Here is a 26,584-nt window from a genome sequence, read left to right on the forward strand (position 1 = left end):
TGCACCCATACGGCTTGCCTTGTATCATTAATCGCGCCGTGCCCCGCGGCCTCCGCGCTTACCTTCGGTGTTCTTCTTCAGGGATGAAATACGTTCTTCGCTATCTTTCAAAAAGCGCGACATCTTGTCTTCGAAGGTCATTTTACCTGCAGGAGGTTTACCCCCACGGCCTCCACGGTCGCCGCCTCGGCCTCCAAATCCGCCACCGCCGCCTCTAGGGCCGCGATCGCCTCCGCCGAAGTTACCGCCACCACCGCCGGAACCGCCACCTGGTCTATCAAAACGAGCGGGCCTCGCTGGTTCAACCGGTTTATCTACCGCTTGCTTGATCGATAATCCGATTTTGCCGTCTTTGTCCACATTAATCACTTTGACGGTTACCATGTCGTTCAGCTTCAGATGATCATTGACATCTTTAACATAGTTGTCTGCTATCTCCGAGATGTGCACAAGGCCGGTACCGCCCTCAGGCAGCTCCACAAACGCCCCAAAGTGAGTAATGCCCGTTACTTTTCCTTCCAGCTTGCTGCCCACTTCAATTGCCATAAAGTAAAATGTTCCTCCCTTAAATAGTTGAGAAAACCTCTGTCGAGGCCTTCGAAGATGAGCGACCGCGCTTAGAGGTAAGTTTAAAATTCAATCAAAGCTTATGTGTTACAAAAACCCTGACAATGCAGATTATAACGTACTGGCTGCGATACGGTCAACAGATTGATTGCGACACTTCGGTTACTTTTGTTCTTTCGGAACAAAAAATAAGGTTTCGCCTTGTTTTATGTAATGCAGCTCTTTGCGAATTTTCTGTTCTACATATTCGGGATCGTTCAAGCGAGTCATCTCGCGCTTCATGTTTTCGTTGATTTGCTGTGTATCTTTATGCTTCTGATCCAGGGCGGCCAATTTCTCGCTGCGCTCGTTCAGTTTGCCGATTTGATTCCACAGTGTAACGCCGGCCCAGCTCATGAAGCACGCAAGAACGATCATGACCAACCGGCGCCTGCGAAAGGTGCCTTTGTTCTTCGGTTTTGTATCATTGCTTACTGCCTGGACTGACCGCATAAACTGTAAAATCTCCTCCTACTCCGATCAAAAGAAGCGACGGAATAATGCCGCGATACTCTGACCTGTTTTGTTCACCCATGCGGGGATGCGGATCCGCTTGACAAGAGGCTTCGTCAGCCATACAAGCAGCCTCCACAAAGGATAGAGTAATTGTAGCATAACTTTATACAGGAAAATAGCTATCGCCATTAAAAAACCTAAAAATATGACGGTAGCCCTATAAAGCCACACCACCGGAGTGACAATAAACAGCTCGATCATTCTTTTTCCGATACGAATTGTAGTCTGTACGACACGAATCATCCAAAGAATGATTTTTATGACGGTTTTGCTGAACAGTAAGAAATAGACCCCCACCCCGATAAGCAAGCCGATAAAAATAAACATCCGTACTTGTCCCAGGTTGCTCATGTAAAGCAGCTTGAACACAAGCACTGTCCCAAGGAGCCAAAAAACGATGTCCAGGAGGTAATAGGCATAACGGGGCGCACGAAGCTGGCCTGCAAGCACCCGATACAGATCGAACAGTCCGCCTAATGATAGTCCCCCCATAAGCATCATGCCCATGGTGACGAATTGAACTTGCAGCGTCACTTAAACAGTTTTCCCAAAAATCCCTTGGGCTTGCCCTGGGAGTTTGTATCGACGTACGCCAGCTCGTTCACCAAACCTTCAATAGCAACCAGCCCCTGCTCCAAATTCAAGTTTTTGATATGCAGGTTTTGGCCTTTAATCATCAGAAAGCCGCATTCGGTTTCCAATAAAAATTCTTCGCTGTCGAAGCTTTCGACATTCATGACGCCGGACACTTCAAGCAGCTTGCGGTTGAGCATTTTGATTTCCTGGCGTTTCACTTTCCCCGGCTCGATGGCCATGATACGATCCCTCCTGGCCGCTTTGCTTGTGAAAGGAGCGGATCGCTCATGCAAAGCCCGGCTGCGGGTCAGCGTAACGGCCTCCGGTCGCTGTTGAAAACGGGTTCCTCTTATTTGAATACGAATAGAATCGTAGGAACTCGTTTTCAAAGGCGACACGTAAACTCTCCGGCCCGTTACACTGCCCTCCGCCTCCATGCATGAGAATACGTCATTTCAAAAGCAAAGCTTGTTTACTTAAAAGTATGGGGGGATGTCCGAAATTAGAACGGCCATCTGAGCCGAACAGAGAGGAAATGTTTGAATCCGAACCGATGAGCCGGCTCTACGCGCAGCGCAGCAAAAAAGAGACTGAAGCTCAGTCTCTTTAGAGTTACCATAATTCGGTTTTGCGCGATTCCTCGCTGAGCAGGGTATACATGTTGGCGGCGTCTTCCTTGCGGGTCGACTCCGATAACTGCTCTACCCGAACGGTTACGATCTTCTGGCCGAACTGAATTTTCAATTCGTCTCCGACCTTCACCGGACTGCTCGGTTTTGCATCCTTCCCGTTAATCCAGACGCGTCCTTGATCGGAAACGTCCTTAGCGACGGTACGCCGCTTGATCAGCCGGGAAACCTTGAGAAATTTATCAAGGCGCATTATTTTACCGCTTCTTTAAGCTTGTTACCTGCTTTGAAAGCCGGTACTACGGATTCAGGAATGTTGATCTCTTTGCCAGTTTGCGGGTTGCGGCCTGTACGTCCGGAACGCTTGCGAGTTTCGAATGTGCCAAAACCGATAAGTTGTACTTTGTCGCCAGTGGACAAAGCTTCAGTTACTTCACCCAAAAAGTTATTCAGAACGGTTTCAACGTCCTTTTTAGTCATGCCGCTTTTCTCAGCGATGTTGTTGATCAAGTCTGTTTTGTTCATGGATACATTTCCTCCTCAAAATAACACTAATGCTATGTATTCTTTGTTTATCAGGAAATTCCTGCTAGCCAATGTCGATTTATAAAACTTTTTTTGCTTCCTGCCACAAAGACTCCATCTCTTGTAAATCAGTTTGGTCAAAAGATTTGCCCTTTAAACGCAGCTGCCGCTCGATATAGCCGAATCTTTCAAAAAATTTGCGATTGGCGTCAGATAAGGCTTCTTCAGGCTCAATCTTCAAAAATCGGGACAAATTGACGACGGAAAAGAGCAAATCTCCGAGCTCTTCCTGCTGCTCTTTCTTCGAAAGAGAGTCTATTGCTTCCTTCAATTCCAGCAGCTCCGATTCGACAACTTTCAACACTTCTTGCATTTCAGGCCAGTCGAATCCGACGGAAGCGGCTTTCTTTTGCAGCTTGTACGCCTTCATGAGGCCGGGAAGCTCGCGCGGAATGCCGGACAATAACGGGAGCTCGTCCGGGTCGATGCCTTTACTGCGCTTCTCCTCTTGCTTGATCTGCTGCCAGTTGCTTAGCGCCTCATCCGCATCGTCGGCTTTCATCTCGCCGAATACGTGCGGGTGGCGACGGATCAGCTTCTCGTTCAATCCTCCAATGACGTCCCAGACGGAGAAGCCGCCCTCCTCCTCCTCGATTTGCGAGTGGAGCATAATTTGCAGCAGCAGATCTCCGAGCTCCTCCGCCATATGGTCCGGATCATCCTCATCGAAGGTCTCGAGCACTTCATACGCTTCTTCAATTAAGTTTTTGCGCAGCGATTGGTGCGTCTGCTCGCGGTCCCACGGACAGCCCTCGGGACTGCGCAATATCGCAACGATTTCGTGCAGTCGCCCGAACGTGCGATTGCGAAGCCGATCCTCATCCGAACGCGGCACCCAGACAAGGGACAGGTTACCGTAGTCCTGCAAATGATCCAGCTCATAGAGAGGAATGCGGTGAATCTTCTCATCGCCGGGAACGCCCAACGAATGGCCGACCACCACCTCCTGATCGTCCGGATACAGCTCCATTAACGTCAGCTTCACGTCCGAGGCCGAGTATGTATCGTATACTTGGCCGATGACGGTATGCAGACGAGGGTTCAACGCATGAACGGATAGCTCGGTCCCGTTGAGCAGCTGGAAGCCATCGATCGGGTCGAAGCCGAGCCGCAAAAAGGCTTGATCGAGAAAGCTTTCTCCGCCCATGATTACAAGCTCGATCCCCTCTTGCGGACAGCGGGCTCTCAGCAGCTGCACGGTCATTTCGGCTACCATCGGATGGCCGGGAACGGCGTATACGAGCTCGGCCTGTTGTTCCCGGGCCAAGCGCAGAAGCTCAACCGCGATCGCTTCGTATACTTGCTCGAAGCGGTCATTGCTTTCGTACAGCGAATCGAACGACTCGAACGAAATGCCGTTGTGACGAAGCATCGCAACCATCGGATGCTGATCCGTGCGCAAGTAAATGCGGCCGGCCTGCTGCAGCTTTTTCCATACGCCCAGAGTCAGCTGATCTTCATCGCCCGAGCCTAGGCCTACTATAGTAATTTGCGGTTGCATCAAACAATCGCCTCCTTTGGTTATTCTATCGCTGCCCGTCATTTGGCGGGCGGTGTGCAAGTACGTGGGCGCAGCTGCGGCGCACTGGCGGGACGCCAGAGTGTACACGGTGACTAGCTTGGCTCACCCGCAAATGCGCGAGAGCGTACACGGTGACTGGCTGCGGCTCACCGGCAATGAGCGAGAGCGTACACGGTGACCAGCCCGGCACATCGGCAATGCGCGAGAGCGTAGGCGGTGACCAGCTCGGCTCACCAGCAATGCGCGAGAGCGTATCGGCGACTAGCTCGGCCCACCAGCAATGCGCGAGAGCGTATCGGCGACTAGCTCGGCCCACCAGCAATGCGCGAGAGCGTATCGGCGACTAGCTCAGCCCACCAGCAATGCGCGAGAGCGTATCGGCGACTAGCTCGGCCCACCAGCAATGCGCGAGAGCGGACGCAGTGACTGACTGTGGCTCACCGGCAATGCGTAAGAGCGTATCGGTGACTAGCTCGGCCCATCAGCGGAACGCGAGCGTGGCTAGGCGCACCAGCCGGACGTAAGTGCGTGGGTGTCGCCTGGCTGCGGCGCACCGGATGCATGCGGGCGGGCGTGGCATCGGCCCGCCGCGAGCACGTGCCGCGCGGCTCGGGCGCTAGCGCATCAGTCGCAGCCGGCGCAGCAGCTTGAGGAGCTTGCCCCCAAGCTGCGGCACTTGCAAGAGCTCGGCTTCGGTCACTACGCCGAGCCGAACCAGCGCCAGCGCGTACACGAGCGCTCCCGCGCCGACGCCAGCGAGCGCCACCGCCGTGGCCACGCCGCGCGGCGGCAGGCCCGGGCCCAGCGCGCCGAGCAGCGCGGGCAGGCCGTGCGTTACGGCCAGCAGGGCCGCGGCCATCAAGCCGATGGCGACCATCGGCTTCACAACCGCCCGGCCCGGCGCCGGCCGGACGCCGCCTACGCGCAGCGCGTGCGCGAGCGCGAGCAAACCCGCGAGCGCGTAGGCGGCCACGGCCGCGGCGGCAGCGCCATCGATGCCCCAGCGGGGCACGAGGGCGATGTTCCCCGCGACTTTGGCCGCCGCCGCGGCGAGCAGGTACAGCGCCGGAGCGGTGATGGCGCCGAAGCCCTGCAGCACGCTCGACGCGATGATGTTGAGCGTGCTGAACAGCGCTGTATAGGCGATGATCGACATCGCCCACGAGCCTTCCGCGCTTTTGAACAGCATGACGTTGATCGGCTCGGCCAACATGGCTAAGCCCACGGACGCGGCAAGGCCAATGAGCCATGCCAGCCTGAGCGACATCACTGTTCGGCTTCGCAGGGCGTCCAAGTCGCCTTTCCACTTCGCTTCGGCGATCGACGGCACGAGCGCCGCCGACATCGAGGAGGCGATCATAGCGACCAGCTGGACCAGCGGCAGCCCGTGATTGTACAGGCCGAACCTCAGCAGCGCCTCCGCCTCGTCCATGCCATGAATCTTGAGCAGCCTCGGCACGGTAAAGGAATCGACCAGCGTCAGGATCGGCATGGCAATGGTCCCTAAACAGATCGGAATCGCGTACGTTAGCAATCGGCGAACGAGGCTCCAGCTGCTTTCCCGCGGCGCGTCTTGGTCCTGCTGCGAGCCGTGGCCCTCCAGTCCGAGCCGCCGCCGTTCTTTGCTCCAAAACAAAAGCATGACCGCCAACCCGGCTATAGCACCGGCTACCGAGCCGAAGGTGGCTCCGGCCGCTATCGTATCCGGGCCATACCCTCTCTGCACAAAAAACAGCAGCAGAATGAACATGACCGCCACGCGTACGCTCTGTTCCACCACTTGGGACACGGCGGTCGGTATCATGTTCTGATACCCCTGGTAGTATCCCCGCAGCGCTGACATTAGCGGCACGAACAGCAGCGCGAACGAGACGCTCCGAATCGCAGGGCTTGTCTGTCGGGCTCCCATCAGCTCCGCAATCCGGTCCGCTCCGAAATAAAGGAGCGCAAAGAACATCAGTCCCGTCACCGCAAGCACGGCGGAAGACACCTTCAGCACGCGGCGCGCTTCCCCATACCGCCCCGCCGCGGCTTGCTCCGAAACGAACTTCGATACGACCAGCGGAAAGCCCGCAGTCGCCAAAAACAATATCAAAATATAAAGCGGATAAACCGCATTATAAATGCCGAATACATTGTCCCCCGCAATATTTTGCAGCGGAATCTTCTGCATCGTCCCTATCAGCTTCGAAACGACAGCTGCAGCCCCGAGCACCGCTGCGCCTTTTAGCAGCGCGGAGCCCGTACTCTTCAACGAACCGGCGTCATCCTTCACATCTTCGTTCATCCCGGCCCTCACCCTATTATCAATCAACAGTTTCATTCCAATTTTACCCAATAATCATTGGCCTGCAATCCCATTCATTATATACTATTGTCTCGCGATGAGAAAACCTTTGCCGTCCCTCGCCGCCTATGGCTTCTTATCCCGCTCCGCTTCTTTTTTGCCTCCACATAAAAACAGCCTCCCAACCGCCGGCACCCTTCAAAGGATACGTGAGTCAGGAAGCTTTTCGAATGTGCATTTAGCGCAGCTATTGCTCCATTTGCTTGGCCAGGAAGCCTGCAGCCGTTTCGGCCATTTTCGTTTCCATTTGGCCCATTTTGACGCTTTCGTCCTTACTGACAAGAATCACCGCTCCAATCGGGTCTCCTCCCGCTACAATCGGTGCAATGACATAGGATGAATAGGTTTCGGTAATATCCTTACAAATTTCATATTGCCCTGCCGAGCTTTCCATGGCCGCTTTGCGGTTCTCCATGCAGGTTTCGACCAATGGACCGATTTGCTTTTCCAAATAATCCTTTTTGGACCCGCCTGCGACCGCAATAACCGTATCCCGGTCGGATATCATCGTAATATGATTTGTGCTCTCATACAAAGATTCGGCATATTCCTTGGCGAAATCGCCCAATTCCCCGATCGGCGAATATTTCTTCAAAATCACTTCTCCGTCGCGATCCACAAAAATCTCCAAAGGATCACCCTCGCGAATCCGTAACGTACGGCGGATCTCTTTCGGGATTACCACTCTTCCTAAATCGTCAATGCGACGAACGATTCCAGTTGCTTTCATATTTCTAGATGCCTCGCTTTCCTTGAAGAGTTAGATTCGACTGGATAGCACGTTGTATACAAATAGAGGGAATTCAATTAGTAACCATAGTATTCTTCGATTCCCAGTTGCTTATACATCTCTTGCTAAGCTTGTTAATTCCTGCGCCAGATGAGCCAGCTATGTATCTGTGACGCCGTTGGTTTCATTATGTCCATATTTGAGAAATAAAAACAGGGTACCCAATCGGGTACCCTGGTAATATATTACTTGCTTGCCGGCGCCGAAGGCGTTGGCGTTGGGGATGCAGACGGAGTTGCCGATGGCTCCGGCGTTGCAGGCGGCTTCTCTTCAGGCTTCGGAAGCTTGTTCGTTTCGATTAATGTCGGCAGCTCTTTTTCGACAAAATCGTAAATGTGCGTTTCCGCCAGCTCCGAACGAAGGTCGCCCTTCACTTCGTCGAACGTCTTGGTTTTGCGCGATTCGACTTTCATCACATGATAGCCGTAAGCCGTTTCCACCGGATCGCTGATCGTGTTCAGCGGAAGCTCGGCTGCCGCTTTCTTGAATTCAGGAACCCATTGGGAAATGTCTACGTTCTCGTATTTCCCGCCGTTGTCCTTGGATCCCGGATCCTCGGAATATTCTTTAGCCAATGCGACAAAATCGCCGCCGTTTTTAAGCTTGTCCTGTACTTCCTTGGCCCGTTTCAACGCATCTTCCTTGGAACGGGTTTCCTTGCCGGTATTCGGATCGGACGTACCGATCAAAATATGGCTTACCGTAGCTACGTCGTATACGTTCTTGTCGGCAGCGACACGCTTGTCGTACTCGGTTTTTACTTGATCGTCCGGCACTTTGCTTTCCATAGCCTCAATGGCTTGCATACTGCGGGAAACAAATTGCTCCAGATCCTTCTCCGTAATATTGCCGTCCTTCAATTGCTTCTCCATGCCGCCTTCCTGCATGCCCATGAACGTTTTGATCTGGTCCATTTGCTGCTTCGTTTTCGTATCCGCAGCAGCTTTGGCCTTATCGTCCGCCCGGGAGGACAGCACCTTGAAGGTAACCAATTGCTTCATCATATCCTGCTGGAATGCAGGATCTTCTTTGTATTGCGCGTATTCTTTATAAAATAACAGGTTCGTGTTTAAAAAGGTGTCAAACTCGCCGCGGGTAATTTTACCCCCGTCTTTATACGTAACGACGACTTCGCCGGCATCCTTCTTGCCTGCGTCGGCAGCTCCCGTCTCGGTCTCCGTCTTCTTGCCGCAGCCAGCGGCCGCGACGATAGTTACAACAGCAAGCAAGGCGATAAGCCCTTTCTTGGCTGTTTTCCAGTTATTTAGCAACATCTTGCAGTTCTCCCTTCGATTTGAGCGCACGCTTATATTGTACCAGAAACCTTTCCAGCAAATCGATGGATTCTTCTGGCTTTAACCCTTTGCCTTTCAGCTGAAAATGAATTTGCGGTCCCGGAATCGGCTTGATCCGGCCGTCAAACTCGCTTGTTACAGCCAATAGCTTCTGTCCATCCAAATTGCCGGTTTGGTCGGCATGAATTTTGATCTCGTAATCCACTCCTTTTTGCGAAATCGTTTCGATAGCATACATCGAACCATATACCTTCAATCTCGCAACAGCCAGCAGATTGAGAACCGCCTCCGGCAAATCGCCGAAACGGTCTACGAGTTCGTCGTGCAGCTCGGCAGCTTCCTCCAGCGTTTTGACTGCAGCCACTTTTTTATAGATTTCGATTTTCTGGACGCTGTCATAAATGTAATCTCCGGGAATATACGCATCGAGCTGAATATCGAGCTGGGTTGTCCAAGGCTTCTGGACCTCGGGCTCTTCCCCAGTGATCTCATGCTTTCTCTTGGCGATCTCTTCCGCCAGCATCTGCGAATACAGGTCGAATCCGACCGACGCGATAAAGCCGTGCTGCTCCGCACCCAATAAATTACCCGCGCCGCGAATCGCCAAATCCCTCATCGCAATTTTAAACCCTGATCCAAGTTCTGTAAACTCTTTTATGGCCTGAAGCCGCTTCTCCGCCACTTCCGTCAGCACTTTGTCCCGCTGGTACGTGAAATAAGCGTACGCGATCCGGTTCGAGCGGCCGACGCGCCCGCGAAGCTGGTACAGCTGGGACAAGCCCATCTTATCGGCGTCATGGACAATCAACGTATTCACGTTAGGAATGTCCACGCCGGTCTCGATAATGCTTGTGCTGACAAGGACGTCGAACTCCCCGTCGAGGAAGTCGAGAATCGTCTTCTCCAGCTCCTGCTCCGACATTTGGCCGTGAGCTACCGTTACTCTCGCATCCGGCACGAGCATGGAAATCTGCTCCGCCATCTGGTTGATCCCCTGCACCCGGTTGTACAGATAATAGACCTGCCCTTCCCGTGCCAGCTCTCGCTCGATAGCCTCTCGAATGAGAGCATTGCTGTGCTCGACGACATACGTCTGCACCGGGAACCGGTTTTCCGGAGGGGTCTCGATTACGGATAAGTCGCGTACACCGAGCATCGACATGTGCAGCGTACGAGGAATCGGCGTCGCCGTCAGCGTCAGTACGTCGACATTCGTTTTGAGCCGCTTGAGCTTCTCCTTGTGAGAGACGCCGAACCGCTGCTCCTCGTCGACGATCAGAAGCCCCAAATCTTTAAACTTAACGTCCGCCGACAGAAGACGGTGCGTTCCGATAACGACATCGACCGTACCCGCTTTGACGCCTTTCATCGTGTCGGACTGCTCCTTCTTCGAGCGGAACCGGCTCAGCACCTGAATGTTGAACGGATAGCCGGAGAACCTTTCGCGGAATGTCTCGTAATGCTGCTGCGCCAAAATCGTCGTCGGCACGAGCACCGCCACTTGTTTGCCGTCGATGGCGGCCTTGAATGCAGCGCGGATCGCAACCTCCGTCTTGCCGTAGCCTACGTCGCCGCACAACAGACGGTCCATCGGACGCGGCTTCTCCATATCCTCTTTGATCTCGCCGATGGCGCGAAGCTGGTCTCCCGTTTCCTCGTAAGGGAACATGCCCTCGAATTCCTGCTGATACGTGCTGTCCGGGTTGAAGCCGTACCCTGTCGTAGACTGCCGCTCCGCATACAGCTTGATCAAATCGTCCGCGATATCCTGTACCGACGAACGAACTTTGCTCTTGACCCGGTTCCAATCGGCTCCGCCCAGCTTGTATACCTTCGGCTCCTTTTCCTCGGACCCGACATATTTCTGGATATGGTCAATCTGATCGATAGGGACAGACAGTTTGTCTCCCCCGGCATACAAAATGTGCAAATAATCTTTATGAATGCCGCCGACTTCCAATGTGCCGATCCCGACAAATTTGCCGATGCCGTGATTGACGTGAACGACATAATCGCCGACCTTGAGCTCCTGATAGCTTTTGATCCGCTCGGCGTTGGCGATTTTCTTCTCGACTTTTCTTGCTTTCCGCTGCTTTTGGGTGAACATTTCCCCTTCGGTAATAACCACCAGGTGAATGTTCGGCAGCTCGAAACCCGTTTGCAAATTCCCGTTCAAAATCGCAGGCTCTTCAATATGGTAGTCCGCGAGAACGCGGCGAACCCGTTCCACCCGCTCTTCTCCGTTAGCCAGCAACAGCACCTTCGCGCCCGATTTTTTCCAGCGCTCCATTTCGGACTTGAGCACGTTCATCTGCCCGTGGAAATTTTGCATGACCCGGCACATAAAATTGACGATATTTTGCGGCTGCGTTTGCGGAACCTGGCGCAAAAACAGCGACATGTACAGCATCGGATACGGCTTGCGCATCAGCAGCGTCTCGTACGGTTTGGATAAGACGAACCCCGGGATCGACTTTCCGTCCTGAAGCGACATGGTCGTCCATTCGGCTTCGTCGCGCTCGAGCTGCTTGGCGGTTTCGAGCAGCCTTGCAGGCTCATCGATCAGCAGAATCGAATCAGCGGGCATATAATCGAGCAGCGTCTGCCGCTCAGGGTACAGCAAGGAGCTGTACTTAAACAAACCGGGAACATACTGCTCCTGGCGCATTTGCTCAATCTCATGCCCGACGCCCTCAAGCAGGCGGTCTTTAGCATTGCGGTCCGTCATTTTTTCCATTTGAGCCTGCAGCAGCTCATAGGCGTGCTGCGCCGCATTTTGTAACCGTTTTCCATCCGCTATAATTTCACGGCACGGCGTAATGATCAGCTCGTTTAATTTATCGATGGAGCGCTGATCCGCAATTTCGAACGTACGTATGGAGTCTACCTCTACATCGAACAGCTCTACGCGGTAAGGATGTGCCGAAGACAGCGGATAAAAGTCGATAATGCCGCCCCGTACGCTCATTTCACCTTTGCTCTCGACGCGTTCTACACGCTCATACCCAAGATGAACCATCTCGGCGATAAACGAATCCAGCTGCAGCGTCTGCCCTACCTGAATCGGAATGCGTGCCTCCGCGATGATGTCCTTGTGAGGCAAAATACGCCGCATTCCCGCATAGGGAACGACGACGACTCCGCGGAACCCGCCGGCAAGACGCGTCAAAGCGTCAATGCGCTGCGCCAGCATTTCGGGACTCGCTACGGCCGACTCGGCCGCCAGCAGCTCTTGAGCCGGAAACAGCAGCACCTTATCGTCCGGTAAGCATTCCACCAGGTCCTCGAAAATTTTTTGTGCGGAAAACATGTTGTGTGTAACTATGAACAACGGCTGGTCCAGCTCCTGATATAGAGCCGCAAGCATGACTTGCCGCGAGGAACCGGACAGACCGGATATTAACTGCTCCCTCATCCCCGACCGGACACCGTTTACGATGCTCTGCAAATCGGGATCTGCGGAGAAAGCCTGGATTAACGCTTGCAAACAACGTACCCCCTCTCACCATCAACGAAACCATTTTCATTGCCTCCTGAAAGGCGGCTTGCCCGGGCTTGGCGTAACCCGACACGTGCGTTTGCCATGCCAAGCCAACGGGTACTAGGAGCAAACGCCATGAGAGGCGACGCTCCTTTTGTATACTACATAGTATGTGTCTCACAAAAGAACATGCCGTCCGAAACCAATTCGCCGCCATGACGTAAGGGAAAACATAGTCCCTTCATGGCCGTACAGGGGTTTGGAAATCGCTTAATCCCGTGCTCGAAAAAGAACCCAGGCTTGACTAGCCCAGGCATCTATCATTCGATCCTTGTTCCTTATTCCGTGGTTACTGCAGCGGACTAGCCACGAGCGAAAGCTCCGGGTTATTCTCCAGCGCTTCCTTGCAGTAATCGCAAACCACATTGACGGTCATATCGCCATTTGGGTTATACGATATTATACTCTGACGCTCCTCGGGGGTCAAGAAATGGAAGCCCAGCAGCTCCTCGCTCACATGCTGCTGCTCCAGTTCTCCAATTAACGTACGGCAGTGCCGGCATACGTACTTGATAGCCATGGCGCATTCCTCCTTTTTCCCTTCATTATGACCCAAAAAGGAGGATTTTAGCCTGCTTTTTTCTTTCACATAGAGATACCGAAGCCACCGTTGTACCGCGCCGGTTATCCGTTGAATTTGGCCATCGTCTTCTCAAAGGAATTGTCGAGTGAAAATTCCATCGCCTCGCAAGTCGCATCCAGCACCTGCGGCATCGATTTGAACTCTTCCTTGGAAAATGTCGACAGCACGTAATCGGCAATGTTGTAGCCCGGTGCCGGGCGGTTAATGCCAATGCGGATCCGGTTGAACGTCTGCGTCCCGAGATGCTGGATGGCCGACTTGATGCCGTTATGGCCTCCTGCGCTGCCCTGGTAACGAAGCCGAATCTGGCCGTAGGCCGTGTCGAGGTCGTCATAAATGACAACCAGATCATCTACCGACGCTTTGTAAAAGTCCAAAAACGCCCGCATCGACTCCCCCGACAAATTCATATAGGTCATCGGCTTCAGCAAATACACTTTCGTTCCGTTGACGTTGCCTTCGCCGAGCAGTCCTTTGCACTTGCTTTGCGTAATTTTGATCCCATGCTTATCCGCAAACCGGTCGAGCGCCATAAATCCGATATTATGGCGGGTCGTTTCGTACTGCTTGCCCGGATTGCCTAAGCCTACAAACCATTTCATGCTGCTGTTCTCCTTCCCTTAGCGGGGTGCTTCCATTTATGTTACAGCCTGCGCGTCAGCCGTTGCAAGCCCGTGTTCCCAACCGGAAGGAGACGACGCGACAAAGCGCGCCGAACAAACGTTCGACGCGCTCCGCAACAACGATGATCCCGCCTGCGTTATACCGTTTCCTGAGCCTGATTCGCAGCCGCTTCGGCCTTGGCCTCCGCCTTTTGCTCCGCTTCTTCGGCCGTATCCGCAGGAAGCTCTTCCTTCTGCGGCATCAATATGGTAACGACCACATCGTTGGCTACGGACTTTTTCAGCTCGATGAAATCCGGTACTTTCAGATCGGTGAGAAGCAGGCTGTTTCCAATCTCCAGCTGGCTGACATCGACTTCGATGGAATCGGGAATTTGCTTCGGCAAGCAGCGAATTTCAATCTCATGATGCTGAATTTGCAAGATGCCTCCCATTCGCACGCCTACCGAATCGCCGACAAAATCCAGCCGAACGGTTGTCGTAACCGGCTCGTCCATGTTGATTTGATGAAAATCGACATGGATGACGTCTCTCAAGATCGGATCGCGTTGTATCTCGTTGATCATTACAGGCTGTTTGCCCATGTCTGGCACGTCCATTTGAATAATGGCATGAGGGTTCGTTCGCAATAGCGCCGATAATTCCCTTTCATCTATAACAATCGGCGTGTTGTTTACCTTGGTGCCGTAAACAACGGCTGGAATTTTCCCTTTCGCCCGAAGCCCCTTCCTTTCGGACTTCGTAGTCGTTTTGCGTACTTCCGCTTTCAATGTTGCTTCCATGATGAAACCTCCTTCAATTTAGGCCCAAGAATAGAAACCATTGCTACCCTATTCTTTACTTTACCCAATTGAGGAGGAATCCAATCACTTTCCTGCCTTCGATGCCTGCTTCTTGGCAGCAAACTTGGAGCGAAGCTTATCCGCATAGCCCGGCTTATTCACCTGACGCTCGCGCGCGATCGCCATATCGCCTTCCTCCACGTCGCGCGTAATCGTCGAGCCCGCCACTACATAGGCGCCTTTGCCGATCTTCACCGGCGCGATCAGGTTCACGTTGCTGCCGATGAACGCATCGTCTTCCACTTCGGTCAGCTGCTTGTTGAAGCCGTCGTAATTGACGGTAATCGCTCCGCAGCCGAAATTGACATTGCGGCCGACGACGGCGTCGCCGATATAGCTCAGATGCGATACCTTCACGTCATCCGCCAGCGTGGCGTTCTTAATCTCCACGAAATCGCCGATCTTCACGTTAGCGCCGAGCTTGGCGCCCGGACGAAGATATGCGTAAGGCCCGATGGAGGTGCCATCGCCCACTTCCGCTTCCGTCAATACGGAATGCTTGACCTGAACGCCGCTGCCGAGCGTGCTGTCCGCGATGTCCGCGTTCGGTCCGATGACGCCGTCTTCCCCGATCACCGTGCTGCCCTTCAGGACGCTTCCGGGATATACAATCGTATCCGCGCCGATAGTTACGTCCGCCTCGATATACGTGTTCGCCGGATCGATCAGCGTCACGCCGTTTACCATATGGCCGCGATTGATGCGGGCACGCATGTGCTGCTCGGCTTCAGCGAGAGCGACGCGGTCGTTTACGCCGAGCGTCTCGATGGCATCCGGCGTACAGTAAGCTTCGACAATGTCGTTCTGATTGACCAGAATGCCGATGACATCGGTCAAATAATATTCCTGCTGCGAATTGTCATTCTTCACCTGGCTAAGCGCTTCGAACAGTTTGCGGTTATCGAAGCAGTACATGCCGGAGTTGATCTCCTTGATCTCGCGCTCCTCCGGCGTGCAGTCCTTCTGCTCCACAATGCGCGCTACACGGCCGTTCTCATCGCGGATAATGCGTCCGAGACCGAACGGGTTATCGAAGATCGCCGTCATCACGGTGGCGGCGGCTCCCTTTTCCTGGTGCACGCGAATCATCTCTTGAACCGCTTCGCTCGTGACGAGCGGTGTGTCTCCGTATAGTAAGACGGTAAGCCCGTCTTCATTCGCCAACAAATCCTTGGCCTGCAGCACTGCATGGCCGGTTCCCAGCTGCTGCTCCTGCATGGCATATTCTACGCGATCTCCCAGGTACGATTTCACCGCTTCGGCTCCATGACCTACAACGACCACCGTTCTCCGGGTTTGCAGCTGCTCCAGCACATGAACGACGTGGCCTACCATCGGCTTTCCGCATACTTTATGAAGTACTTTGTACAGCTTCGATTTCATACGTTTGCCTTGTCCCGCTGCCAGGACAATCCCCATAATGTTCACTTTTAGGTCCACTCCTTTAGTGTCTGTAGTTTCTCTTCGATCTCTCTCATTTGTAATCCGCCCCCTGTCGACTGCAATCAGCAATCAAACCAAAGAGGAGCGCCCAACGAAGGATGCGTCATTTTCTCCAACAGTAAAGCGTTCGAACGAAAGACAAGCTTTAGGCCCATCCCCCTGAAATTGACACCGTCGTTAACCATTCCCTGCACTCAATATATATGAATTCATGCCAAAAGAAAAGAGAGCCTCTCTCGGCCCTCCTCTCAGCTGAATTATGCCCCTTCAACGATTACTTCTTCCTCGGTTGCCGCTCGATCGTATTCAGCCAAAACAGCAGCTTGAATCTTCTCACGAGTGGTGGAAGAGATCGGATGTGCAATATCCCTGAACTCTCCGTCTGGTGTGCGCTTACTTGGCATTGCTACGAACATGCCGTTGTTACCGTCAATCACACGAATGTCGTGAACCACAAATTCGTTGTCGATGGTAATGGAAGCAATGGCTTTCATTCTTCCCTCGGAGTTAACCCGACGGAGTCTAACGTCTGTAATCTGCATTAGTGTTCACCACCTTTTTCCATCTGGGAGACTTGGGATATAAAATTCCACATTTTAGGGCAAAATCCTTCTTTCTTTTAATCAAAAATGTATAATTTTATAAATATTTGATTAATTTATTATTTTTCGACACCGGTCGCCGCGATCAGTTCGATTTCGACAAGCACATCCTTGGGAAGACGGGCTACTTCGACCGTCGAACGGGCCGGTTTATGATCACCAAAGTACGAAGCGTAAATTTCATTCACCTGTGCGAACTGATTCATGTCCTTGATGAATACGGTTGCCTTGATGACGTCACTGAACTTTGCTCCCGCTTCCGACAGCACCGCTTCCAGATTGCGGAACACTTGATGCGTCTGCTCCTCGATGCCTCCGCCGACAACTTGTCCGTCCAATCCAAGAGGGATTTGGCCCGACGTGAACAGCACGTTGCCGAATTGTACGGCCTGGGAATACGGTCCGATAGCTGCTGGTGCCTGACTGGTTGCGATAGTGGTCAATTTCATCGATCATTCACTCTCCGTCTGTAAAGTAATTTCCCGGTTCTACCGTAATTTGCTTCGTCTTCGGATCTACCGCCGACAGCTTCGCCAAAGAGATATAATCGTCTATGAGATGCTCTTCCACCTCTCCGGACTCCACGAAAACGCCTACACCTTTGACCGTAGCGTTAAACTCCTTCAGCAAATCCATCATGCCGTGGACCGTTCCGCCCACCCGCATGAAGTCATCGATGATCAGAACTCTCGACTCTTCCTTCAACGCTCTGCGGGACAAGGACATCGTCTGGATTCGTTTGTTCGAGCCGGACACGTAGTTTATGCTGACCGCCGAGCCTTCGGTTACTTTGTTGTCGCGGCGCACGATAACGACCGGAAGATTCAGGAACGTAGCCGTTGCATAAGCGAGAGGAATCCCTTTCGTCTCCACCGTCATCACGACGTCGATATCTTTTCCCGCAAAAGCGGTCGCGAACATTTTGCCCACTTCATTCAAAATAAAAGGCTGCCCCATGATGTCGGACATATACATATAGCCTCCCGGCAAAATACGCTCAGGCTGCTCCAGCTGACGGCAGATGCTCTCGATAAATTGCAAAGAAGCCGCCTTGGTGACTTTCGGTATAAATTTGACTCCTCCGGCTGCTCCGGCCAGTGTCTGTAATTCGCCCAGCCCTTCTTCCTCGAACACTTCTTTAATGATAGCCAAATCCTCGCTGATCGAAGACTTGGCCGAATTGTATCGGTCTGCGAATGTGGTTAAAGGAATAAGTGTATGGGGGCGAAAAAGCAAGTATTGGGTCATTTCAACCAACCTTGCGCTTCGTTTTAACTTTTTCATGCGGAGAACCCCCTTCATTGATAAAAAAATGCATTGGCTGCGTGTACAAGCAGCTGTCAAGCTAGCTGCACTGCGGTTAGATCCGCAGCCGGTCCGGCAGCCCACACGGCAATCGTGCCATGGGCAGAAAAATCCGAATAATATATAGTGAATATATCATTTTTATCCGTATTTATTCAAGATCATTCATGAAAATTATTCTAACATGAAGCTAACACAAACCGATCATGTCAAAAGCCGAACGGCATATACATCTTTGCAGAAGCCGCGCAATCCGTTGTAAATACGGGGCACTTTCGCTTCCTTGGATACCAGCCCGAATACCGTAGGCCCGCTTCCGGACATCAGTACTCCGTCTGCGCCCAGCCGGATCATACAGTCCTTGAGCTGGCGTACCTCCGGATATAAATCCAGCGTAACCTCCTCCAGCACATTGCCGAGGTTGTCGCAAAGCAGGTCAAACCGTTTTTGCCGGATCGCATCAATCACCCGGGCGGTAGAAGGATGATGCTTGATCGCGTTCGCCCGCAGCTTGCCGTAGATTTCCGATGTGGACACGTTGATGGGAGGCTTGGCCAATACGACCCAACATTGCGGCGGGGATTCGATAGCCTCGAGCTTCTCGCCGCGTCCTGTCGCCACCGCCGTCCCGCCAGTGACGCAAAAGGGCACATCGGAACCAAGCTCCGCACCAAGACGCTGCAGCTCATCCGTAGGGATGTTCAGCTTCCACAGCCTGTTCAACCCGCGCAGCGTCGCCGCAGCATCGCTGCTGCCTCCGGCAAGCCCGGCGGCTACCGGAATTTTTTTATCCAAATGTATGTAAACTCCTTGCTTGACATCGTAGCGGTCTTTGATCAGCTTAGCCGCCTGGAAAGCCAAGTTTTTCTCATCCAAAGGTATGTATCCGGCCTGGCTGGAGATGATGATCGTATCGCGGGGCAGCTCCTGCATTTCAATCCGGTCCGCCAGGTCCACCATGGTCATCACCATTTCGACTTCGTGGTAGCCATCCTCCCGTTTATGCAGAACGTCCAGCGACAAATTGATTTTAGCCGGCGCTTTTTCGAAAACTTTCATAGGACACCTTCTTTACAGCTCTATTCTATCCCTTAATACTATACCAAAAAGGAAACAAAAAAAAGCTAAAGCAGCGCTCTGCGTGCTCTAGCTCCCGAATGGACGTTATCTATACCTCGGCGGCTGCTGCGGAGGTTGTTGCGGAGGCTGCTGCGAAATAGTCTGCTCGGCAATTTGAATCGCTCTCTTTACCATATTGCCCGCATCCTTGGTTCGTATACCTCCCCAGCCCTCACGCTGTACCGTTTCATAAAAACCAAGGTCCTTCGCAAGCTCGTACTTAAACTGCTCAGACATCATGCCCCGACGATTTCTACGCGACATTGGCGGATCCTCCTTTACGGTAGTTACGCGTAGTATGCCCCGGTCGCTTTTTCCCCATGCACACTGCTGCTTAATGCCAATGCTTACGGAAACAAAAAACGGCGCATCCCCAAAGGATGCACCGTCTTGGCAACTCTATTGCTGTATGGTTATACGAACTTGTCCGTCATCATTGCATACCGTTACTTCAACGGACTCTGTCAGTATATCTGCGTAGCTGTATGAGACTCGTTTGAAAGCGTTCTGCTCCTGATCCAGCTTCACGATAAAAACGGAAGGGTAGGTTTCCTCCAATACACCGGATCGTTCGATCGTCTTGCGGCGACCGCCGTTTGCTCTCAACATGATTTTCTGTCCGACATGAGGTTCCAAACTGCGTTTGATATCCAATAGCGAATTTTTTGCCATTGACCACTACCACCTCTTTCCTTGTAAATTATAACCCAATAGAGGTAGTATGTCAAATAAGAACAAATATTATATCAGCGATACAAACCGGTTGTCAACGCCATTTTTCCCCGAAATCCCGAGTTTTTACGATATTCCCCTCCTTTTTCGTTCACCAAATTGTCAAAATTTAAAACAAAAAGCACCCTAGGGTGCTTGAAGCGGTATATTATTTTGAATAATGGGAACTCCTCTGCGAAAGCTGCCGCGCGATTCCACTCCACCCAAGCCTTCCAATCCGCTATGGGTCAAGCCGATCACATCCACTATATTGACGGTATCGCGGATCGGCGTATAAGCGACCTTCACCGCAACGCACAAAGGATCAAGCGCATGAATGAGCACACGGGCCGGAGAGCTGGCATAGTTTGCCCCTGCCTGCATAAGCGCTTCAAAATGAGACTGACAAGCCCCTGCGACTACCGTTAGCGTATCTTTATTTTTTTCGTACTGCCGCGCCACTTTGACCGCACTCACGAAGTGATGGGAATTCTTGTAGCTGCTTAGTTGCCCGATGTCTCCGTTTCTGCGCGTTTTCAATATACCGTCATGCCCCGTGATAACCACGATATCCGGCTTTACTTGGGGCAGCAGCCTATATAACGCCTCGGCCATCCGGGACTCCGAGACATAGAAGCCTTCCGCCGGAACCCTAAGCTCCCCATATAAATTCATGCATTTGCGCAAATACATCGGGTCGCCGTCCAAATGAAGCACCTTCCCGGGCATTTCAAAATAGACCGGTATCTTCTTCTCGCCTAAAGCCCCCGGGGTGTCGCCAAAGCCCGAATAGGTCTCCCCTGCCGATGGATTGGTTCTGGCCCGGCGCATGTTCTCCATCCACTTGGGCTCAATGCCGACCGTATATTGATATGGATCCATCGGCGCGTTGACCAGATCGAAAATCGGAGCATCGGCCAGCAGCCGGTAGTCAACCCCGCGCAATATCGCTTGTTGCTGGATGATATCCTGAATTTTAAATATGATGTCACCACCATAAGACTTACGAGTGACCAGGTCTCCCTGTTTCATGGCCAAATCGCCTCCTCGTGTATCCTATGGCGTCAATAGGCATTTGGTGATTCAGGGAGCCTTTTTTTGCCTCCGGAGCTTGGCCTCGCCGGGTTCCGTCCATCCATTGCCCGTGACAGGCCTCTACGGCCTGCTAGGAGCGTCCGAGAGCCTCAGCCAGCACTTCGCTAAGCTTGGCATATTCCTCCATCGAGAGCGTCTCTCCGCGTCGCGAAGGCTCTATCCCCGCCTCCTGCAATATCGGCTCGAGCCGCCCCTTTGTCTCCTTGGTGAAAAACCGCGACGCCAGGTTATTGTAAATCGTCTTCCTGCGCTGAACGAAGGAGGACTGGATGACGTCGAAGAAGAACGCCTCGTCGCGCACCTCGACGGCCGGTTGTTCCCGCACCTTCAGCTTGATCACAGCGGAATCGACGTTCGGCTGCGGAATGAACACGGTGTGAGGCACGATCGTCACGATCTCCGGCTCGCAATAATACTGCACCGCGATGCTCAGGCTGCCATAATCTTTTCCGCCCGGCTTAGCCGACATCCGCTCGGCCACTTCCTTCTGGATCATAACGACGATATTCTCCAGCGGCAGCTTGTCCTCGAGCAGCTTCATAATAATCGGCGTCGTGATGTAATACGGCAGGTTCGCTACGACACTAACCTTATCCACGCCTGCAAAGTAATCCTGAAACAGCTGTTTCAGATCGACCTTCAGCACGTCTCCATGGACAACGCTTGCGTTGGGATACGCATGGAGCGTCTCCTCCAGCAGCGGCAGCAGCCGCTGATCGATCTCGACGGCGACGACGCGTCCGGCCAGCTTCGCCAGCTGCTGCGTTAAAGCCCCGATGCCCGGGCCGATCTCCAGCGCCCCCTTGGCGGCGTCAAGCCCCGCGGCAGAGACGATCTTATGCAGTATATTCGGGTCAATCAGAAAATTTTGACCCAAGCTTTTCTTCAGCGTGAAGCCGTGCCTCTGGAGAAGCTCTTTTGTCTTTTTGGGGGAGGCAATATCCTCCGTCAATCCTGGTTTTATCGTATCCATCGTTTCCTAGCCCTCTTTTTCCTCAAGTTGCTTCCACGCCTCGGCGAATTCCTCCCGCGAAATGCGGAACATCCGGCAGCGGTTATAAAATTGCTTTCCGTTACAATACCCGATCCCGAGCAGATTCCCCATTACCATCCGTCTCGCGGACGCCTGATTATGAACGATCAGCCCGGCGTTGATAAGGTCTTCCCACGTAATATCGGACTCCTCCGCCTCATAATCGGTGCGCACGTTTGCCAGCGCCTTGCGGATCACGTCCACGGACGCGTTCTCGACGCCGATATCGCCTTTGCTCGTCGCTTCCTCCTGCGTGATGAAAGCGTGCTTGCACCCTTTGACCTGAGCCGTAATGATTTTACGTATCCGCTCTCCCGCATGATCCGGATCGGTTAATATGATCACTCCCCGGCGCTGCTGCGCGAGGCGAATTCTTTTGATGACCTCTTTATTGATCGCCGACCCGCCGGTCTCGATCGTTTCGGCGTCTACCGCCCGTTTAATGGCTGTCGTATCGTCCTTGCCCTCAACGACAATAATTTCCTTTATCATCTTACAACCTTCTTTCTGGAAAGCCAACCACAGAAAAAAGAAGAGGTATCCCTCTTCTCATCCGTTACCCTATATATTATGAGTCTGCCCTAATTGCAGGTCCTTAGTCCGCCGTCGGCTTCTTCGGTCCAATGACATAGACCGTATACCCACGCTTCATGCCAAATTTGTTAGCATAAGAACCGCTGTCGAAATACACATCGATGACGTTGCCTTTCACGGCGCTGCCCGTATCCTCCGCTCTGCGGAAGCCAAGCCCATCGATATAAACCCACCAGCCCAGGGGAACCACTTTGGGATCCACTGCAATTGTTCGACCTTCCGTTACTCTCGTACCCGATGAAGTAATACCGAACTGCGGATGCTCCGCGCTTTTGCCCGTAGAAGCTACACTTGCCGTATATGCAGTCAAGGTCACGTTATTGATGACCTGCTTCACGCCAAAAGACACACCGCCTTTGGTTACTTCTTGAAGATTCGGCGATGACGCCGACAACACGACTACCGGATTTTTCGTCCCGATAGCGACCACTTTATTGACGCTTTCCGTTTGGACCTTCTCACCAACCACTTGCTCGGAGACCAAGACTCCATCTTCATAAACCTTTTCCGTAGTTTTGAGGACTACGCCCTCTTGCCCTTCTTGCACTATCTGTTCTTTGCCCTTTACCAGCTGCGGATCGTTCTTCTTCACTACGCTAAACGCTACTTTTTCCGAAACCTCTTCCATTTCTTTCTTGACCCGGACAATTTGAATCTCACCGCTCGGAGGCAGTTCGGCATCCAGCGACGGATTTACCTTATCCAGCTCCCCAACCGTGACGTTCAAATCTTTGAGAGCATCCCCTACCGTCGTGGCAACGGTATAATGCGTCTTCTGCTCGCCGTCAGCCGTAAGCTGAAGCGGCTTGGCATGCTCGATGGTGATCCGGTCACCGTTCTTCACCTTCGAATCCAGCGCTGCCGAGAGCCTATCGTGCTCTCCAACAGTAATCTTCTGCTCATCCAGTAAACGCTGCAGATCCCATTGCTTCGTATACACAACGGTTTCCTGTCCGTTCACAACTACGGATACCTTCTTGGTAGCCGTACCGTATAACATCATCAAAAACATGAAAGTCAAAGCGAATGAAATGAGTGCTGCTTTCGATATCAAACGCAAGTTTTCATGCTTCCATCGCAATGCGAAGGACATGCTGGATGATCGTCTTACATGGGTTTGCTCGTGTTGAATAGCTCCCACTTGTCGGTCCTCCTTCAAAGCCCCGCCGTCGAGTGTTTCGCATGATTTCATCTGACGCGACTATGGTTTAAGTTTTGCAATCTTTCGTTAATTCAACTAAGGGCTGCAACCTACGGGCCATATCGTTTCTTCCTGCGTGCGGCCAGCACCTCCCCGGTATTCGGTCGTTATGTTGTCGGATTCGTATCACAATGAACGGGAGAACATAAAAAAAGTCATCGGAAAGAGGACTCTTCCCGTGACTTTTCGTTATTTCATCAAAATGAAATAAAGCACACGACAATCGTTACCTCTCTCTTACGCTTACGAGGTTAGCTGACGGATTCGGACTTGAGAGTCGCCCTACTTGGTATCGGATTGTTAGCCGTTCATCCTCACCAAGACTCACCCCAGAAATTGTGACCTTAGTCTTATTGAAATTCGAGACAGGTCAGCTTACGGTTCCCCCGTTTCCCTTACGGAAACTCAGCGATAGTGGAAATCTGGTAATCGTATTAAGTTAATATTGAGTTTACGCTGTCGGATATAAAGTTGTAAAGTATACAAACTCGCCAAAAAAGGTCCGTTTTTGTTCAATTCAAACAAATTTTAGCAGTTTCAAAAAGAAAACCCTTATTTTTCTTGCACTGACTTACTGTTTTAACCAATTTTCTTTAATTATCACGATTTCGACGAAAAAAGGGCTGTCCTGACCCCCGGATTCCTCTACTCCAAACCGAATAATCTAACTGCATTTTTAGTAGTCGCGTGAGCCAGCTCCTCCAAGGTTAACCCTTTGATTTGAGCAGCGGTTTCTGCGACTAATTTCACATACGCAGTTTCATTTCTTTTGCCGCGATGAGGATGCGGAGTCAAATATGGAGCATCGGTTTCGACCAACAGCCGATCGAGAGGAACCTTTTCAAGCACTTCCTTCGGCTGTTTGGCGTTCTTGAAAGTAACCGGCCCGCCGAACGAGATGTAGAAGTTCATATCGAGACACATCTTCGCCGTCTCCCAGCTGCCCGAGAAGCAGTGCATGACGCCGCCGACCTCCGACGCCTTCTCCTCACGGAGAACACGGATAATATCTTGATGCGCGTCACGGTTATGGATAACGATCGGCATGTTCAATTTACGGGCCAGCCGAACCTGCTCGCGAAATACGCGGTCCTGCACGTCTTTGAATGACGTATCCCAGTAGTAATCCAGGCCGATCTCGCCGATAGCGACGACTTTGGGATGGGAGCATAGCTGCTCGATCCACTTCAGGTCCTCCGGCGTCATATCCTTGGCGTCTTGAGGATGCCAGCCCACGGTCGAATAAATGAAATCATATTGCTCTGCCAATGCGATCGAGGTGGGGATCGTTTCCCGGTTAAATCCGACATTGACGATTCGACTGATTCCGTTCTCTTGCGCGCGCCGGATGACCTCGTGTCGATCTTCATCGAATTGCGGTGCGTTTAAATGTGTGTGCGTATCGGTCAGCATATGTAAACAAAGTCTCCTTTATTGAAGTCTGTATGGATGAGGCTGCTGCGCTTTATTCTACGCCAAGCAGCTTCCGGTGCTCCGGCTTAAGGTCAGCCCTGAGCAGCTCCTCCGGGAAATAAAGATGGTATTTCCCCATGTGGATGCCGCTGATTGAACGGACAATTTCCGACTTGCGCGAAATTTCTGTCAGCCCTTCTTTATGGTCCAGCAGCAAAATCGGCAATTTTTCGTCATGCTCGCCCGGACGATACACATCATACGAAAGATCCGAAGGGAAATCAATTTCGAGATAAAACGCAGGATCGATTCCGAGAGCCGTCATCGCATCACGAAGCTGCTCGATCAGCTGTACATCAATCCGCTCCAGCGTGACATATTTGAACAGCCTGCGGTTTAAGAAACGGGAGCACAGGTCGGACAATATCGGATCGGCTTCGCCGGACCATTGCATCAGCACGGTCTGCATGAACGCTTCGTCGAGCAGCAGGTACTCCTCTACGGTCAGCGTACGACGGAACAAGCTTAACAGCGGCTGCAGCATAAACGAGAAGGCGTAGTTTTCTTCATATAACTGTTTCGCTCTTTGAAAAATATTATGCAAAATCACTTCGGCGCTGCGGGTAACCGGGTGGAAGTAGACCTGCCAGTACATTTGGTAACGGGACATCAAGTAGTCCTCCACCGCGTGCATGCCGCTTTCCTTGACGACAATGTGCCCTTGGAACGGACGCATCACCCGCAATATACGCTCGAGGTCGAAGGTGCCGTAATTGACCCCGGTGAAATAAGCATCGCGCAGTAAGTAATCCATCCGATCCGCATCCAGTTGGCTGGACACGAGACTGATGACGATTTCCTGATTGTAGGTTTTGGCGATGACACCGGCCACCTTCTGCGGAAATGACGGGGATACCTGCTTCAGCACGCGGTTCACTTCCGTGTCTCCCAGAACGATCCGGCAAGACCATTCCTCGTGGTTCGTGCCGAACGTTTTTTCGATGGAATGGGAAAACGGTCCGTGCCCGACGTCATGCAGCAGCGCTGCACACAAGCTGAGCAGCCGCTCGTCGCTCGGCCAATCCTCGTAGCCGTTGCGTTCGAACTGCGAGATGATTTTGCGGGTGACTTCGTAGACGCCCAAGGAATGGGAGAACCGGCTGTGCTCGGCTCCATGAAAGGTCAAAAAGCACGTACCCAGCTGCCGGATGCGGCGCAGGCGCTGAAATTCTTTGGTATTAATCAAGTCCCATACGGTCTGATCCTGCACGTAGATGTATTTATGCACAGGGTCTTTGAAAACTTTTTCTTCGCGCAATGGATTCGACATGTCGGTTCCCCCTTAGCCTGGTTGCATTCGACAAAATAAATGAGACGGAAAATCCGTAGATTTGTCGAATATTGTCGTAATCAACTTCCAAATGTGAACATTATATGACTTGAAATTATTTCTTGGACATGCAATATATTCATATTACTACGATTCCCATTTAGTTAAAAGCCTTTGTTTTTTGAGGTTTTTCACTTGTTTAATAAATTAAATTTTGTACAAGAAGGGTTTCATTCCAATTTTTAACGGGTAAAAATCAAAAATGATAGTTGACTATTTTGGG

At 52.2% G+C, this 26,584-nt stretch carries 28 protein-coding genes and 1 riboswitch; of the genes, 1 reads left to right on the top strand and 27 read right to left on the bottom strand.

The window, feature by feature from the left end:
- Window positions 1-27: 27 nt before the first annotated feature.
- From ACFQ88_RS37995 to yabN, 7 genes are all read right to left on the bottom strand, one after another.
- The gene (locus ACFQ88_RS37995) at window positions 28-546 is read right to left on the bottom strand and encodes a S1 domain-containing RNA-binding protein (protein ID WP_239630904.1); all 519 of its coding nucleotides are present in this window, start codon (window positions 544-546) and stop codon (window positions 28-30) included.
- Window positions 547-729: 183 nt separating this feature from the next.
- Window positions 730-1,059, bottom strand: coding sequence for an FtsB family cell division protein (locus ACFQ88_RS38000; protein ID WP_239630903.1), 330 nt, complete (start codon window positions 1,057-1,059; stop codon window positions 730-732).
- Window positions 1,060-1,086: 27 nt separating this feature from the next.
- Window positions 1,087-1,656 (bottom strand): spore cortex biosynthesis protein YabQ, encoded by a 570-nt coding sequence (yabQ, locus tag ACFQ88_RS38005; protein ID WP_239630902.1) that lies wholly within the window; start codon window positions 1,654-1,656, stop codon window positions 1,087-1,089.
- A complete protein-coding gene (gene yabP, locus ACFQ88_RS38010) occupies window positions 1,653-1,937 on the bottom strand; it encodes a sporulation protein YabP (protein ID WP_239630901.1) in 285 nt (94 codons plus the stop codon). The genes yabQ and yabP overlap by 4 nt, the downstream gene beginning before the upstream one ends.
- Window positions 1,938-2,310: 373 nt before the next feature.
- Complete coding sequence (locus ACFQ88_RS38015) at window positions 2,311-2,580, bottom strand: RNA-binding S4 domain-containing protein (RefSeq protein ID WP_379462969.1); 270 nt, start codon at window positions 2,578-2,580, stop codon at window positions 2,311-2,313.
- The gene (locus tag ACFQ88_RS38020) at window positions 2,580-2,852 is read right to left on the bottom strand and encodes an HU family DNA-binding protein (RefSeq protein WP_028551916.1); all 273 of its coding nucleotides are present in this window, start codon (window positions 2,850-2,852) and stop codon (window positions 2,580-2,582) included. The genes ACFQ88_RS38015 and ACFQ88_RS38020 overlap by 1 nt, the downstream gene beginning before the upstream one ends.
- A gap of 79 nt (window positions 2,853-2,931) precedes the next feature.
- Window positions 2,932-4,413, bottom strand: a complete 1,482-nt coding sequence (gene yabN, locus ACFQ88_RS38025) for a bifunctional methyltransferase/pyrophosphohydrolase YabN (RefSeq protein ID WP_379463027.1) — start codon at window positions 4,411-4,413, stop codon at window positions 2,932-2,934.
- A 64-nt stretch (window positions 4,414-4,477) separates the two neighbouring features.
- Between yabN and ACFQ88_RS38030 the strand changes: the two genes are divergently transcribed.
- Window positions 4,478-4,612, top strand: coding sequence for a hypothetical protein (locus ACFQ88_RS38030; protein WP_379462971.1), 135 nt, complete (start codon window positions 4,478-4,480; stop codon window positions 4,610-4,612).
- A 438-nt stretch (window positions 4,613-5,050) separates the two neighbouring features.
- On the opposite strand, the gene ACFQ88_RS38035 is transcribed toward ACFQ88_RS38030, so the two are convergent.
- From ACFQ88_RS38035 to ACFQ88_RS38130, 20 genes are all read right to left on the bottom strand, one after another.
- Window positions 5,051-6,721: a putative polysaccharide biosynthesis protein gene (locus tag ACFQ88_RS38035; protein WP_379462973.1), complete on the bottom strand. Its 1,671-nt coding sequence runs from the start codon at window positions 6,719-6,721 to the stop codon at window positions 5,051-5,053.
- A 247-nt stretch (window positions 6,722-6,968) separates the two neighbouring features.
- Window positions 6,969-7,511, bottom strand: coding sequence for a stage V sporulation protein T (gene spoVT / locus ACFQ88_RS38040; RefSeq protein ID WP_239630897.1), 543 nt, complete (start codon window positions 7,509-7,511; stop codon window positions 6,969-6,971).
- Window positions 7,512-7,756: 245 nt separating this feature from the next.
- The gene (locus ACFQ88_RS38045) at window positions 7,757-8,845 is read right to left on the bottom strand and encodes a peptidylprolyl isomerase (protein ID WP_379462976.1); all 1,089 of its coding nucleotides are present in this window, start codon (window positions 8,843-8,845) and stop codon (window positions 7,757-7,759) included.
- The gene (gene mfd, locus ACFQ88_RS38050; protein WP_379462978.1) at window positions 8,832-12,353 is read right to left on the bottom strand and encodes a transcription-repair coupling factor; all 3,522 of its coding nucleotides are present in this window, start codon (window positions 12,351-12,353) and stop codon (window positions 8,832-8,834) included. Before mfd ends, ACFQ88_RS38045 begins: the two co-directional genes overlap by 14 nt.
- 343 nt (window positions 12,354-12,696) lie before the next feature.
- The gene (fin, locus tag ACFQ88_RS38055) at window positions 12,697-12,927 is read right to left on the bottom strand and encodes an anti-sigma-F factor Fin (protein ID WP_239630894.1); all 231 of its coding nucleotides are present in this window, start codon (window positions 12,925-12,927) and stop codon (window positions 12,697-12,699) included.
- A gap of 104 nt (window positions 12,928-13,031) precedes the next feature.
- A complete protein-coding gene (gene pth, locus ACFQ88_RS38060) occupies window positions 13,032-13,592 on the bottom strand; it encodes an aminoacyl-tRNA hydrolase (protein ID WP_379462980.1) in 561 nt (186 codons plus the stop codon).
- Window positions 13,593-13,750: 158 nt separating this feature from the next.
- On the bottom strand, window positions 13,751-14,395 hold the full coding sequence (locus ACFQ88_RS38065; protein ID WP_239630892.1) for a 50S ribosomal protein L25: 645 nt from the start codon (window positions 14,393-14,395) through the stop codon (window positions 13,751-13,753).
- An 84-nt stretch (window positions 14,396-14,479) separates the two neighbouring features.
- Window positions 14,480-15,883, bottom strand: coding sequence for a bifunctional UDP-N-acetylglucosamine diphosphorylase/glucosamine-1-phosphate N-acetyltransferase GlmU (glmU, locus tag ACFQ88_RS38070; RefSeq protein ID WP_379462983.1), 1,404 nt, complete (start codon window positions 15,881-15,883; stop codon window positions 14,480-14,482).
- A 272-nt stretch (window positions 15,884-16,155) separates the two neighbouring features.
- A complete protein-coding gene (gene spoVG, locus ACFQ88_RS38075; RefSeq protein WP_028551906.1) occupies window positions 16,156-16,440 on the bottom strand; it encodes a septation regulator SpoVG in 285 nt (94 codons plus the stop codon).
- A 119-nt stretch (window positions 16,441-16,559) separates the two neighbouring features.
- Window positions 16,560-16,949 carry a RidA family protein gene (locus tag ACFQ88_RS38080; protein WP_379462985.1) on the bottom strand — a complete coding sequence of 130 codons (390 nt, stop codon included), beginning with the start codon at window positions 16,947-16,949 and terminating at the stop codon, window positions 16,560-16,562.
- A gap of 7 nt (window positions 16,950-16,956) precedes the next feature.
- Window positions 16,957-17,784 carry a pur operon repressor gene (gene purR / locus ACFQ88_RS38085; RefSeq protein WP_239630890.1) on the bottom strand — a complete coding sequence of 276 codons (828 nt, stop codon included), beginning with the start codon at window positions 17,782-17,784 and terminating at the stop codon, window positions 16,957-16,959.
- A gap of 225 nt (window positions 17,785-18,009) precedes the next feature.
- Complete coding sequence (gene ispE / locus ACFQ88_RS38090) at window positions 18,010-18,864, bottom strand: 4-(cytidine 5'-diphospho)-2-C-methyl-D-erythritol kinase (protein ID WP_239630889.1); 855 nt, start codon at window positions 18,862-18,864, stop codon at window positions 18,010-18,012.
- 105 nt (window positions 18,865-18,969) lie between these two features.
- A complete protein-coding gene (locus ACFQ88_RS38095) occupies window positions 18,970-19,188 on the bottom strand; it encodes a small, acid-soluble spore protein, alpha/beta type (protein WP_239630888.1) in 219 nt (72 codons plus the stop codon).
- 135 nt (window positions 19,189-19,323) lie between these two features.
- A complete protein-coding gene (gene veg, locus ACFQ88_RS38100; protein ID WP_239630887.1) occupies window positions 19,324-19,596 on the bottom strand; it encodes a biofilm formation stimulator Veg in 273 nt (90 codons plus the stop codon).
- Window positions 19,597-19,782: 186 nt separating this feature from the next.
- Window positions 19,783-20,667, bottom strand: coding sequence for a sporulation peptidase YabG (yabG, locus tag ACFQ88_RS38105; RefSeq protein ID WP_379462989.1), 885 nt, complete (start codon window positions 20,665-20,667; stop codon window positions 19,783-19,785).
- Between the two features lie 133 nt (window positions 20,668-20,800).
- Window positions 20,801-21,703 (bottom strand): 16S rRNA (adenine(1518)-N(6)/adenine(1519)-N(6))-dimethyltransferase RsmA, encoded by a 903-nt coding sequence (gene rsmA, locus ACFQ88_RS38110; protein WP_239630885.1) that lies wholly within the window; start codon window positions 21,701-21,703, stop codon window positions 20,801-20,803.
- Window positions 21,704-21,709: 6 nt separating this feature from the next.
- The gene (gene rnmV / locus ACFQ88_RS38115; protein WP_239630884.1) at window positions 21,710-22,255 is read right to left on the bottom strand and encodes a ribonuclease M5; all 546 of its coding nucleotides are present in this window, start codon (window positions 22,253-22,255) and stop codon (window positions 21,710-21,712) included.
- A 103-nt stretch (window positions 22,256-22,358) separates the two neighbouring features.
- Window positions 22,359-23,498 (bottom strand): resuscitation-promoting factor, encoded by a 1,140-nt coding sequence (locus ACFQ88_RS38120; protein WP_239630883.1) that lies wholly within the window; start codon window positions 23,496-23,498, stop codon window positions 22,359-22,361.
- Window positions 23,499-23,783: 285 nt separating this feature from the next.
- Window positions 23,784-23,979, bottom strand: a riboswitch (cyclic di-AMP (ydaO/yuaA leader).
- A gap of 224 nt (window positions 23,980-24,203) precedes the next feature.
- Window positions 24,204-24,971 carry a TatD family hydrolase gene (locus ACFQ88_RS38125; protein WP_379462992.1) on the bottom strand — a complete coding sequence of 256 codons (768 nt, stop codon included), beginning with the start codon at window positions 24,969-24,971 and terminating at the stop codon, window positions 24,204-24,206.
- A gap of 52 nt (window positions 24,972-25,023) precedes the next feature.
- Window positions 25,024-26,301, bottom strand: coding sequence for an HD domain-containing protein (locus ACFQ88_RS38130; RefSeq protein ID WP_379462994.1), 1,278 nt, complete (start codon window positions 26,299-26,301; stop codon window positions 25,024-25,026).
- Between the last annotated feature and the right edge of the window lie 283 nt (window positions 26,302-26,584).

Origin of the sequence: Paenibacillus sp. NPDC056579 (assembly GCF_042793215.1) — a bacterium.
GTDB lineage: Bacteria > Bacillota > Bacilli > Paenibacillales > NBRC-103111 > Paenibacillus_S.